This is a genomic window from Dysgonomonas sp. PF1-14 (assembly GCF_029892965.1).
Lineage (GTDB): Bacteria > Bacteroidota > Bacteroidia > Bacteroidales > Dysgonomonadaceae > Dysgonomonas.
Genome location: NZ_JARXWN010000004.1, coordinates 151,258 through 164,802 on the forward strand (window position 1 = coordinate 151,258; position 13,545 = coordinate 164,802).

The window sequence follows — 13,545 nt, forward strand, 5'->3', positions numbered from 1 at the left end:
TAAAAATAGCTCAAATTGATAAATATCAATCCGTTATGCCCGATTCATGGAATAAATAATCTATGTAGCCCCATAGGTAATGATGAATTTTTGTTCCGTTTGCCTCTAATTTTGTTTTCGACAGGTAAAGGAAAGCCTCAGAACTTAAATCACATATTACCTATTAACCATGAAAGCAAATAAAAATTCCCAGTCAGAACAATTAAGAAAAGTAGTAACCTTTGGAGAAATCATGCTCCGCTTATCAGTGCCGGGCTATCAAAGATTTATACAGTCAACTAATCTGAATGCTACATTCGGAGGAGGAGAAGCAAACGTAGCGGTATCTCTTTCCAACTATGGTATTCCAACGGATTTTGTAACCCGTCTTCCCAAAAACGATATTGCGGAATGGTGTATTTCTGACCTTCGCAAATATAACGTTGGTGTAGATAATATCGTAAGAGGCGGTGATCGTGTAGGTATCTATTTCTTGGAAACAGGAGCGGTAGCTCGTGCGTCTAAAGTCGTTTACGACAGAGCAAACTCTGCGGTTTCAGAGATCAAACCCGGAATGGTAAACTGGCGTGAAGTATTCAAAGATGCTCAATGGTTCCATTGGACAGGAATTACTCCTGCTATTTCGCAAGGTGCGGCAGATGCTTGTCTTGAAGCTATCAAGATAGCTAATGAGATGGGAGTAACTGTTTCTACCGACCTCAACTACCGCAAAAACCTTTGGAAGTATGGTAAAACTGCTGATGAAGTAATGCCGGCTTTGGTCGAAGGTTGTGATGTAATCTTGGGTAACGAAGAAGATGCTGAAAAAGTATTCGGAATCAAACCTGAAGGTTTTGATGTAGCTCATACGGGTGGAGAGGTGAATGCCGCTGAATTCGAATCGGTGTGCACTCAGTTGATGAAAAGATTTCCAAGAGCCAAAAAGGTAATTGTCACGTTGAGAGGTTCTATCAATGCTAACCATAATACATGGGGCGGATGTCTTTATTCAGACAAACTGTATCAATCGAAACGCTACGACATCACTCATATCGTTGACCGTGTAGGTGGTGGAGACTCTTTCATGGGTGGTCTTATCTACGGTCTTATCTCTTATCCTTCCGATGATCAAAAGGCATTGGAGTTTGCAGTAGCAGCTTCTTGCTTGAAACATACAGTTTATGGAGACTTCAACTTGGTAACTGTATCAGAGGTTGAAAACCTAATGAAAGGTGACGGCTCTGGTCGGGTATCACGTTAATAAAGAGAATAGAGTTAAAAAACAAAGCCCCTCTTAGTCTCCCATAGAGGAGAAATAAGAATTCCCACTTGGAGGATTAAAGGGGCTGATTTTCAAATTAAAAAATCATGGCACGTTTTTCAAGAATACAAGTTTGTTCGGTGATGGCGGAAACAGGGATGGTTCCTGTATTTTACCATAACGATTGCGAAACAGCAAAACAAGTAGTAAAAGCCTGTTACGAAGGCGGAGTAAGAGCCTTTGAATTCACCAACAGAGGAGATTTCGCTCACGAGATTTTCGGCGAGTTGGTAAAATGGTCGGCAAAAGAATGTCCCGATATGATATTGGGCATCGGTTCTGTTGTAGATGCCGGTACGGCATCTTTGTACCTTCAGGTAGGTGCAAATTTTGTAGTAGGTCCGCTTCTGAATCCCGACATCTTCAAAGTATGCAACCGTCGTCAGGTAGCTTATGTACCGGGTTGTGGTTCGGTAAGCGAAGTCGGTTATGCACAAGAATTGGGTGCAGAGGTAGTAAAAGTATTCCCTGGTGATGTTGTTGGTCCCGGTTTTGTAAAAGGACTGAAAGCGCCTATGCCATGGTCAAATATCATGGTGACCGGTGGAGTTACTCCGGCAGAAGATAACCTTAGCAAATGGTTTTCGGCAGGTGCCAACTGTGTGGGTATGGGTTCCAACCTTTTCCCAAAAGATGTGATTGCTGCGAAAGAATGGGGTAAGATCACCCAAATGTGTAAGGATACATTAGACATTATCAAGAAATTGAGAAACAAATAAATAACCTAGAGCCTGTTTAAATTTTATTCGTTTAGGTTTTCAGCACTATTTTTGGAATGATTTTTTCTTATCTGAAGCGCGAATAGCGGGCTATTCAAGCTGAAGAAAGGGGGAAATCGGACAAAAAGAGACTGAAAATGAACGAAAAAAGAACGATAATAAAATGTTTTAGTAAAATTTAAACAGGCTCCTAATATAACAATATCATGAAAAGTCAGGAATTACGTAAAAAAGCACCGGAACTCGATTCATTAAGATTGGGTAGCGGTTGGAAAATTGAGGATCTTAGTAAACCTCAGATTATTGTAGAAAGCAGCTTTGGACATAGTCATCCGGGTAGCGCACATTTAGACCGTTTGGTAAATGTCGCCGATAAAGCCATTTTCGATAGGGGAGGGCGTCCCGCCAATTATTACGCGACCGATATGTGCGACGGCGAAGCGCAAGGACACGACGGGATGAACTATTCGTTAGTGTCGCGCGACATCATAGCTGCAATGGTCGAAATACATGTAAAGGCCACCCCGTTCGATGCCGGAGTTTTCATCAGTAGTTGCGACAAGTCTGCGCCTGCCCACCTTATGGCTATCGCACGTATCGATATGCCGTCGGTATTCGTTCCGGGAGGAATAATGAAAGCAGGCCCCAATATGCTGACTCTCGAACAAATCGGTAAATACAGCGCCATGTACGAACGTAACGAGATTACCGAAGGTCAATTTATGGAATATAAACGAGATGCTTGCCCCACTTGCGGCGCATGCTCATTCATGGGAACTGCTTCTACCATGCAGGTTATGGCCGAAGCTTTGGGAGTGGCATTGCCCGGTTCGGCACTGATCCCCACACATACCGGAGGACTCGAACATATAGCAAAATTGTCGGGCGAGAGAGCCGTAGAGTTGGCTAAAGAAGACCTGAAACCTTCTGATATACTGACCATAAAAGCATTCGAGAATGCAATTATGGTACATGCAGCCATAGCTGGCTCGAGCAACAGCCTCCTCCATATACCTGCCATAGCACACGAAGCAGGCTTAACGATAGAACCAGAATTGTTTGACACGATACATCGCAAAATCCCATTCATACTGAATATACGTCCCAGCGGATTCTGGCCGGGCGAATACTATTGGTACGCCGGAGGAACTCCTGCCATTATGGAAGAAATCAAGGAGTTTCTACACCTTGACGTAATGACTGTTACCGGAAAAACATTGGGCGAAAATCTGGAAGAACTGAAACGAAACGGATACTACGAAGAGTGTCATAAATATTTGAAAATAAATAATGTAAGCAAAGCAGACATCATCAGGCCTATCAACGATCCCATCCGTAAAGAAGGTGCTATTGCTATACTGAAAGGCAATCTGGCTCCCGAAGGCGCAGTAGTTAAACATTCGGCAGTTTCGCCCAAACTGATGCAGGTAACGCTGAAAGCGCGTGTTTTCGACTGCGAAGAAGATGCCCTCAATGCCGTACTGAAAAAAGACATTATCGCCGGAGAAGCTGTATTTATCCGCTACGAAGGGCCTAAAGGCAGCGGTATGCCCGAAATGTTTTATACTACCGAGGCCATCGCTTCCGATGCCGAATTGGTAGAGTCTATTGCACTCATCACAGACGGACGATTCTCGGGAGCTACACGAGGACCTGCCATAGGACACGTTTCGCCCGAAGCCAGCGAAGGCGGACCCATAGCTTTGGTCGAAAACGGCGACCTGATACAGATAGACATTCCTGCCCGCGGCCTGAATATCATCGGGACAAACGGGGTAGAAAGATCATTGGCGGAGATAGATAAAATACTTACCGAAAGGCGTAAAAACTGGATAAAACCAAAATCACGTTTCAATAAAGGGATACTAAGCATATATACACGCAATTGTGTATCGCCCATGAAAGGCGGATACATGGAAGACCTTAGATGACCCGGTTCTTAATAATTTCCTAAATCTACTATTTTCAACATTGAAGTATAACCTTTAATACCATAAAAATGTCAATATTAATTATCATTTTAAGCTTACTTGTATTAGTCGTATTGGTAGCTTATTTTAAGGTCGATGCCTTCCTTTCATTCGTATTGGTGTCGATAGGTGCGGCACTCTGTCTGGGCATACCCCTATCGGGCATACCTGCCATCATAAATAAAGGGATTGGCAATATATATGAAAGTATCGCTTTTATAATCATTATGGGAGCCATGCTGGGAAAACTTGTCGCCGAAAGCGGTGCTGCCGGAAGGATAGCCGAAGTTATGATAGGCGCATTCGGAACGAAAAAATTGCAATGGGGTATGATGGTAACCGGATTTATAGTCGGAATACCCTTGTTCTACGATATAGGTTTCGTTTTACTTGTTCCTATCATCTTCTCTATCGTTTACAAATACAAGCTTCCTGCCGTATATGTAGGAATACCTATGCTGGCGGCTTTGTCGGTAGCTCACGGGTTCTTACCGCCTCATCCCTCGCCGGTTGCTCTGGTAGGAATGTTTGGGGCTGAGATGGGAAAGACCCTTATACTGGGACTGATAGTGGCCGTACCGGCTATCATAGTCGCAGGCCCTATATTCAGTAAAACGCTGAAAAACATAAAAACAGGCCCGATAACTCTTTTCGAACAGAAAGAAAGTGATAACAAATTTCCCGTACCGGGCAAGGTAAATAGCTTTGTTACAGCTACTCTTCCTGTCTTCTTACTGATTGTTACGACTATCCTCCCTTATGTTTTCCCCAATGCCGACGGTATGCTCGCCGAGGTGATTTCATTCGTAAGTTCTCCTTCCATAGTCATGTTACTGGCCGTTATAGTAGCTACTTATACATTAGGACTCAGACAGGGACGTTCGATGAAACAGATTATGGACACTTATGTTACTGCTTGCAAGGATATTGCCATGATAATACTTATTGTAGCCGGTTCGGGCATATTCAAACTTGTGATGCAGGAAAGCGGAGTGAGCGACCAGTTGGCCGAAGCCATGCAGAATATTCCTGTGCATCCGCTCATCTTAGGATGGTTTATGGCAAGTGTAATTCGTCTGCTAATAGGTTCGGCTACCGTAGCGGCTCTGACTGCTGCCGGAGTAATGATGCCTCTGTTGATGGCAAGTGGAGTGAATCCCAACCTGATGGTACTGGCTATCGGTGCAGGCAGCCTTATGTTCTCACACGTCAACGATTCGGGCTTCTGGTTGTATAAGGAATACTTCAACCTGAGTATGAAAGACACTATCAGGTCGTGGTCGGTGATGCAGACTATCGTATCAGTAATGGGTATCATTGGGGTTATGATCGTAAACTTATTTATCTAAAAAATCATGAAAAAAATAATTATACTTACATTATCACTTTGCCTGTTATTTTCGGGGCAATCATTATTCGCAGACAACAACGATTCGCAACCGGCAGAGCCTAAATCCAAATGGCATCTGACCTACAACAGCAAATACAAGCTCAAATTTTTCGGGCGCATATCAGCCGATGGTACATTTTTCACAGGCGAAGATTATCAGAAATTAGGAAACGGGACTACTATCTCCCAACTGTGTGCAGGCGGGATATTCTCGTTTGGAGACAGGTTGGAAGGTAAATTCGAAGTCGACTTCTCAAACGGGCAGGTTCTCCTTCTCGACAACTTTATCACTTATAAATTTACCCAAGAATTCGGAGTGCGCACCGGCAACATACAGGAAGCATTCTCGATGGACTTGCTCAACTCATTCAAAGACCTGTCGCTGATGAACAGGGCACAGGTGGTAAATGCTTTCGCTCCGGGACACCATTTAGGAGTACAAGCCGTCTTCGAGAACAAACAATGGTTATTGACCGGAGGCGTACATTTTCAGCGCTCGATGTTAATCGGTCAGCGCGAAAGTTCGGACTCCTACAACAGAAGGGGAGTCGACGAAGGCTATTCCGCTACGGGACGCATCGTGTGGATGCCGCAAGATGAGCAAAAAATTAAAGGGCTGCATCTGGGTGTAGCTGCGTCTTACAGTACACCTAAGACAGATACAGGCAAAGACGTGGATGCCAAAACTATGCGTTTTTCGTCGTCCGAATCCACCATTAATAAAATCAAATTCCTCGATACGGGTATCATTACCAATGTAGACAACAACCTGCTCTTGGGTGGTGAAATAGCTGGTTATTATGGCCCGGCCAAATTTCAGGCGGAATATATCCACAATACGATAGACCGGAGCAACAATTTTGCCAAAGAGAAGTTTTCGGGATTTTACGCACAAGCCTCCTGCCTACTCTTAGGAGGACAACAAGATTATAATAATTCGCGCGGAGCATTCAACCAACCGCTGATCAACAAGAGGGATGTAGAGCTGGCAGCCCGCTTCGACCGTCTGGATATGAACGGCGACAACATAAAAGGCGGAGCAGCCAACCAGTATACCTTCGGCATCAATTATTATATCAACGAGAACCTCAAGATACAGTTCAATTACAGTTATTGTTCGTACGATAAATTTGCCAATGCCGACGGCAACGCTGCCATAGGCTACAAGTCCGATAGCGAACTGGCTTACATACCCAATGATGTGGATTATGTCAAAGGCAAGCCAGGCAACGATTACGGTTCATTCAATTTCAGGATGCAGCTAAGATTTTAAGATATATTGTTTTAGGTTATACTGTTAGCCTCAGGCCTATTTAGTAGAGTGTGTCATTTCCGGCACACTCTCTTATTTTTTCACCCTGTATCAGAAATTTTCATGACTTTCCCGGAACTTTATCTATACCCCAAAAGTATAAACCAATAAAAAAGATAAAGTTATGAAATACTCAGACCGTTTAGTTGAAAAAATGATCCGCCTGATAGAAGAAGACACCTACACCATCACCGAAATATGTGAAGCCCTGAAAATCAGCCGACACACCTACTATGAATGGCGGAACACCAAACCCGACTTTCGCCGGAAGATAGACGAAGCCATAGACCGCCGCGACGATGCACTGGTAGTCATTGCCCGCAAATCGCTAAAACAAAAACTCGAAGGCTGTGTACTCACCGAAGAGCGCTGCGTGTATGAACCCGCCAGAAGCAACTCGGAAGTACAAATACTAAAAACCCGCACTGTGCGCAAGAAACAATGTCCGCCCGACCTGCGCGCCATCAAATACGTGCTCGACCGCAACGACAAACGCCGCGAAGCCGACAACAGCCCTTCACGCCGTCCGATGATTATCAATGTACCCGATCAGCATACAGCCGATATGCTGCGTGCGATGGATGAGCCGGACTACTGGGATAAGCGTCAGAAGATGATAGACGAGAAATATGCTCCCGGCGGCATCTGGTCTGATAAAGAAAAGGTTGATGAGACCGCGTATAAGAAGGATGAATAACAGCCCCTACCGACCTCTCCAAAGGGCAGGCTTGTTGAGTTCTAATTTTTTTCATCAATTGCCTCCACTTTTAAGTGGAGGAATAAGGTAGATCATTACGAAATGGCTTTAGCCAAAACAGATTTGACTAAAGTCGTTTTAGGTATTACTTCCAACCCACGCCTTAAAAGGCGTGGCAACATGTAGAACTAAGAGCCTGTTTAAATTTTACCAAAATATTTTATTATAGATTCTTTTCATTCATTTTTAGGCTCTTTTGGTTTAATTTATCCCTTTTATCGGCTTAAATAGCCCGCTATTATCACCTCAAAAAAGAATAAATTATTCCCAAAATGGCTCTAAAAATCTGAACGAATAAAATTTAAACAGACTCTAAATAATCATGCTTCTTTGAGGAGGCTTAAATGAGAGTAAAAAGCAATGGTAAAAAGAGTGAGTTTTGTAAGGTTTTAGTTAAAATGAAGTGTCACAGGACTGGAAATAATACATATAATTTGTAAAACAATAGCTTGATCTATGGTTTAGTGACAGGAGCTTTTTATCTTTGGATATGAAAGTAAAATTCGAAAAATATAACCCTCTCTGGAAACAGGCATTCGAGCAGATAGAGGATGAACTGAACGAAATCGTCGGATTCGCCAATCCTCAGATAGAACACATAGGCAGTACTTCGGTAGAAGGGTTGTCAGCCAAACCTATTATAGATATATTAATCGGGCTGAAGAGTGAAGATGATCTGGATGAAATCACCCGTCCACTGATGAGCAAGGGTTATGTGTATTACGAGAAATACAACGAGGCGATGCCTTACCGTCGTTTCTTTGTGAAGCACAAAATCAATCCGCAGGATTTGTCTGTTCCCCTTCTTATCCGAGAAGGAGATAATATTGCAGATACTTCTGCCGAACATGATCACAGGCTGGCGCATATTCACGCTATACCTGTCGATTCGCAACATTGGATCAGACACATAGCCTTCCGCGATTACCTGCGGGCGCATCCTTTTATCAGAGATGAATACCAATACTTAAAAGAGCAGTTGAGTACCAAAGAATGGAAAGACGGCAATGAGTATAATGAAGGTAAGGACGATTTTATAAAACAGGAAGAACAAAAAGCAATTGCATGGTATAACGCCGTAAAGCGGCAATCTGAACAACAATAATGAGTATGAAAATAAAAACACTCTCCGGTACCAGCATTGAACAAATAACAAGGACTTTCAATCAGGCTTTCTCCGACTATTTTGTCCCGATTGTCCTGACTATGGAACAATTGCAGTCGAAGATGAAAGCAGACAACGTAAATCTCGATTATTCGGTAGGAGTATTTGATAACGAGGAGCTTATAGCTTTTATCCTTCACGGGACAGATGTTGTCGATAATAAGCATGTTGTCTACAACGGAGGTACAGGAGTTATTCCCACCCAAAGAGGGCAGGGGCTAACAAAACAAATGTATGAGTATATTCTCCCTGTATTAAAAGACAGAGGCATCGACTATTTGGTGTTAGAAGTTATTTCTAAGAATATTCAGGCAATAAAATCCTATGAAAAGACAGGCTATACGGTCTCCAGAATGTTGAAATGCTATAAAGGTAAAGCAGACTTAAATGGTGAGGCAAAAGACATAGAGATCAAATCGTTATCCAATTACGACTGGGTATCGATGCAATCGTTCCGGGATTTTATCCCTACATGGCAAAACTCGATGCGGACAGCCGAAGAAATGAAAGCTACGAATAAATCTTTCGGGGCTTATGCAGATAATCAACTGACAGGCTATATTATCTATAATCCTAACAGTAAAAGGATTCAACAGATTGCCGTACACAAGGATTTTCGCAGAAGGGGAATAGCTTCTGCACTGATTTCAGTGATGGTAAAAGATATAGGCAATGAGTTCTCGATTGTCAATATCGATGATAGGTCTGAACCGATTAATTCTTTCCTTCGAAAGATAGGTCTTGAGAACTATCTCGACCAACTGGAAATGAAGCTTGAACTCAAATAGAAAGCATTAAATAGTAAGATTATGGAATTAGGGAAAACGAACACACGCTCTATTTCAAGAACGGAGCTGTAAAAGCTAGACGTGCTTTCGAAAACAGTATGGTGCAATGCGAATGGCAATTGCAAAATTGTTTGAGCCAGGGGAAAATAAGTTTAGGTTCTTCCGTATTTACTTTGTATCTTCAAAAATTAAAAATTTAACTGAAAATGGAATATCGCAAAATTGGGAATACAGGAATGTCTGCCAGTGTAATCGGACTTGGAGCAGAACATCTGGATGGTAAGCCATACGCTATGGTTGAAGAAACAATCCATGCGGCGCTCGATCATGGTATAAATATTATGGATGTATTTATGCCCGGTGATGAAATTCGAAAGAACATAGGAAAAGCATTGGGCAACAGACGGAAAGACTTTATTATACAAGGTCATATAGGATCGGTCGATCTTAGTCAGCAATATGATATAAGCCGCGACTTATCAACCTGTAAAAGGTATTTCGAAAACCTGTTGGATAATCTCGGGACAGATTATATTGATGTCGGGATGCTGTTCTTTATTGATTCCGACGAAGCATTTGAACAGATCTACTCTAATGGAATTGTAGACTATGTATTGGAACTGAAAGAAAAAGGAATCGTAAGGACTATCGGAACCAGTTCTCATAATCCGGTTACTGTACGAAAACTTCTGGAAACGGGAATTGTAGATCTGATGATGTTCAGCATCAATCCTGCATTCGATATGACTCCTGTCCAATCCCATGTTTTAAGCACATTCGATGATAAACAATTTGCCGAGCAACAATATGTAACTATCGACCCTGTACGGGCTGAACTTTATAAGTACTGCGAGCAAAAAGAGATAGCCATAACCGTTATGAAAACACTGGGAGGCGGAAGACTGTTATCAGCAGAGCATTCTCCCTTCAAGAAAGCAATGAGTGTTACCCAGTGCATCCATTATGCACTTACCCGTCCGGGAGTTGTAAGTACACTGATTGGTTGCCAGTCGGCAAAACAAGTGGAAGAAGCTGTCGGCTATCTGAACACTACAGATGAGCAGCGGGATTACATGGATATTATAAGCGGCTATCAGGGAGAACTTAGCGGGAAATGCGTGTATTGCAACCATTGCCAGCCTTGTCCTGTCGACATTGACATTGCCATGGTAAATAAATACCTCGACATAGCAATGCTGGACACAGCTAATATCCCACCAAGTATAATGCAACACTACGGTTCATTATCTGCAAGCGGGATTGATTGTATTGCTTGTGGCAGTTGTGAAGATAAATGTCCGTTTTCCGTTCCGGTTATTAAAAATATGGAGGTGGCTTCCGGACTGTTTGGCAAGTAAGCATAAAGCTTAGGGTATGCTAAAGGACTGATTTCCTTGTATGAATTGAAGGAAAATATAAGTAACTGTTTAAATTTGAACGAAAATATTTCATATGACTGCTTTTGATTGTTCTTTGGCTCTTATTTTTATTCTTTCCACTCTTGGTTTAGTCCGCTAAACCTGCGAACAAAAGAATAAATATATTTGAAGTAATAGAAAATAAGAGTGTCGATCAAATTTAAACAGTTACTTAATTGTTTAGAACGAATATACTTTAGTACTAAAGATTTTTTTGCGCTTGGGCATTTTTATTCTGCACCTGAGTACTTGTCTTAAGGGGACGCCAGATAGCTCCGTCCCATACATATAATCCGGGAAATATATCTGCGGCATCTATTCTGTTGACATTATAAATCATTAGTCCGGTATGTTCTATTTCTTTACCCTCTGCTCCGGTAATATCCGAAATGACCGTCAGGGCTGTCAGATTTACTCTTGGCATTCCCAGTCCTTTGCTGGTAGTTGAATTATCAGTATCGGGGTTGGCAGGGCTCCATTCTTTCAAGTCTAGTAATGTACCCTTATTGGGCTTGATTCCCGATCCTATTGTCACTTGGGCATGCAGCCCTGTGCCATAACATAACAGGAATATAACAGTTAATATTCCGATTATTGTTTTACATTGTTTTATTTGTTTCATATTTTATAGAATTTGTTTATTTATCTTAATGGTTTTGTCGTTAATATTGCTGTTCCGGTAATCACACCTAAGTATCCCACGCCATTCGAAACATTTACGGCACCGAGATTTCCTGTCGCATAAAGTGTGCTTTCCATTTTTCCTCCACTATAAGCGATGATCGACTGCCAGCAACCTCCATTTGTTTCGGTAATTTTGATGCTCCAGCGAGAACTACGGTCGGTCATAGATACTATCGCCGTTTCTACTCCACTTCTGTTAAATAATTTTATACATCTGCCGGTTTTATATGTGCCACAATACTGCAACGCACGAGGATGCCTCAACGCTTCTTCTTCGCTGCTACACTCTATTGTTTGAGCAACAGAGTAGCCGTTATAATTTCCTCCGTTGGCGACTACATACCATTTCGATCCTTGCTGGAAAACGAATGCTCTTGCCGATGAGCCATCCGGACAGTCGGCCGGAGGTGCAATAGTGGAAAGATAGATCGAACATTCCTTACCTGCAATGTTTATAGAGAATGGCATTCTCTCTACGACGTTGGCAGAAGCACCGGTGAATTTGACATTGATGAAGCCTGATGGTGCGTTGAGTGTTTGAGCATCAACACTTGCGATGATATTTCCATAAGTCCCTATCGTACCCGCAGATAAAGAATAGGATGCTCCGGCCGGAAGCTTATAAGGTATCTGTACTACAGGTGTGGTTGTGCTCATATCCACATCTTTGTAGCCCGTTACATATACATCGGTGCATTCCAGCGAGAATGGTGCAGCCATCTCAACGGTTACAGCACAGGTGCTTTCGCCTATTGTGACCGGCACTTGGAAATTGGTGGATGATGTAGGCGTACCGGCGAGTGTTACACTAATACTTCCTGTAGTTGTATTCAATACCTGCTGGCTTGTAATTACAGTATACACGCCATTTACCGGCCCGCCGATTATACCTGTAGGAACTGTATATGGTGCACTGCCTATAGTATATGGTACCTGCACAGTTTTAGTCATACTTGTATTAACAGTTCCGGTTGTCGAAACTCCCGAACAATCCAGTGAAATAGTATTGGCAACATCTACAGAAATTTCACAACTACTACCTCCAATAGTGATTGGAATTGATGTGCGCCCCGCTGAGGTAGGAGTACCTGTGAGAGTAACAGTGACATATCCTGTAGTTGTATTCAATACTTGTTGGTTTGTAATTACTGCATAAATACCGTTTACCGGACCTCCGGCCACTACTACCGGAACTGTATATGGTGTAGTATTTACTGTATAAGGAATCCGAACTGTTTTGGACATTCGGGTATTTACTGTTGCTGTTGATACGATGCCTCTACAGTCGATACTGAATATAGTTGCACACGGTTCCCATAGCCTGTCCCACACCTGCCCATTCCATACATAAGGACCCGGGCATAAGTCGGCATCCGTATCATCTGTGAGGTTGTAAACTATTAGGCCTGTATGTATCTTTTTTTCATAGTTTGTATAATCGGAAGCATTGGTCTCGAACATCGGGTAGAGCTCTTCTTTATCCTCCAGATTTACTCGTGGCAAGAGTATTCCTTTATCTGTATTCCGATTTAATTCATTATCTTCCTTCAGATCAAGTAATGCTCCTTGTTTTGGTTTTGCATTTGAACCGATCGTAACCTGGGCAAATAACGGTGATGTTGAGATCGATAAAGAGACAAGCCCAATGAATAAGAATTTGATGAATAAATAAATAATTCTTTTTCTATTTTGACGAAATGTAATATTGAAAATAGACATAGTTAAAAAATTGAATATATTTTGTTTTGTAAATAAAATAGTCATAATAGCAGAAAACAATAATCGGTTTATTGTTTTAAAAGGTTAATTCTCATTCAGATGCTTGAGAATTATTATTTTACAGTTAATTTTAGGCACTAATAATTGATATCATTGCTTATTTCATCAGTACTGCTGATAATCAGAACCCTTGTATTGCCCTTTATCGTTATATATTATTAATTTATCTAATTGATTACTTTGTGTGTCTCATTGACATTGTAAAGTAAGGAAGTTATGAATAGAAATATTATAAAAAAAATAAAGAAAATATTATTCTATTT

11 protein-coding genes are annotated in these 13,545 nt (G+C 41.9%); 9 read left to right on the plus strand and 2 right to left on the minus strand.

Features of this window, described 5'->3' with window-relative positions:
• Positions 1–169: 169 nt before the first annotated feature.
• From M2448_RS07150 to M2448_RS07190, 9 genes are all read left to right on the plus strand, one after another.
• Positions 170–1,240, plus strand: coding sequence for a sugar kinase (locus tag M2448_RS07150; RefSeq protein ID WP_280645224.1), 1,071 nt, complete (start codon positions 170–172; stop codon positions 1,238–1,240).
• A gap of 107 nt (positions 1,241–1,347) precedes the next feature.
• Positions 1,348–2,019, plus strand: coding sequence for a bifunctional 4-hydroxy-2-oxoglutarate aldolase/2-dehydro-3-deoxy-phosphogluconate aldolase (locus M2448_RS07155; protein ID WP_280645225.1), 672 nt, complete (start codon positions 1,348–1,350; stop codon positions 2,017–2,019).
• Between the two features lie 206 nt (positions 2,020–2,225).
• A complete protein-coding gene (ilvD, locus tag M2448_RS07160) occupies positions 2,226–3,950 on the plus strand; it encodes a dihydroxy-acid dehydratase (RefSeq protein WP_280645226.1) in 1,725 nt (574 codons plus the stop codon).
• Between the two features lie 68 nt (positions 3,951–4,018).
• Positions 4,019–5,338, plus strand: a complete 1,320-nt coding sequence (locus M2448_RS07165; RefSeq protein WP_280645227.1) for a gluconate:H+ symporter — start codon at positions 4,019–4,021, stop codon at positions 5,336–5,338.
• A gap of 6 nt (positions 5,339–5,344) precedes the next feature.
• Positions 5,345–6,652 (plus strand): porin, encoded by a 1,308-nt coding sequence (locus tag M2448_RS07170; protein WP_280645228.1) that lies wholly within the window; start codon positions 5,345–5,347, stop codon positions 6,650–6,652.
• Positions 6,653–6,815: 163 nt separating this feature from the next.
• Positions 6,816–7,388, plus strand: a complete 573-nt coding sequence (locus tag M2448_RS07175) for a phBC6A51 family helix-turn-helix protein (protein WP_280645229.1) — start codon at positions 6,816–6,818, stop codon at positions 7,386–7,388.
• 550 nt (positions 7,389–7,938) lie between these two features.
• Entirely contained in the window at positions 7,939–8,553 is a 615-nt protein-coding gene (locus M2448_RS07180) for a GrpB family protein (RefSeq protein ID WP_280645230.1), read from the plus strand.
• A 5-nt stretch (positions 8,554–8,558) separates the two neighbouring features.
• On the plus strand, positions 8,559–9,401 hold the full coding sequence (locus tag M2448_RS07185; RefSeq protein WP_280645231.1) for a GNAT family N-acetyltransferase: 843 nt from the start codon (positions 8,559–8,561) through the stop codon (positions 9,399–9,401).
• A gap of 206 nt (positions 9,402–9,607) precedes the next feature.
• The gene (locus M2448_RS07190; RefSeq protein WP_280645232.1) at positions 9,608–10,759 is read left to right on the plus strand and encodes an aldo/keto reductase; all 1,152 of its coding nucleotides are present in this window, start codon (positions 9,608–9,610) and stop codon (positions 10,757–10,759) included.
• Between the two features lie 262 nt (positions 10,760–11,021).
• Here the strand turns inward: M2448_RS07190 and M2448_RS07195 are convergent, their stop codons facing one another.
• Both M2448_RS07195 and M2448_RS07200 read right to left on the minus strand, forming a co-directional pair.
• Positions 11,022–11,441, minus strand: a complete 420-nt coding sequence (locus M2448_RS07195) for a hypothetical protein (protein ID WP_280645233.1) — start codon at positions 11,439–11,441, stop codon at positions 11,022–11,024.
• A gap of 20 nt (positions 11,442–11,461) precedes the next feature.
• Complete coding sequence (locus tag M2448_RS07200; RefSeq protein ID WP_280645234.1) at positions 11,462–13,222, minus strand: hypothetical protein; 1,761 nt, start codon at positions 13,220–13,222, stop codon at positions 11,462–11,464.
• Positions 13,223–13,545: the final 323 nt, after the last annotated feature.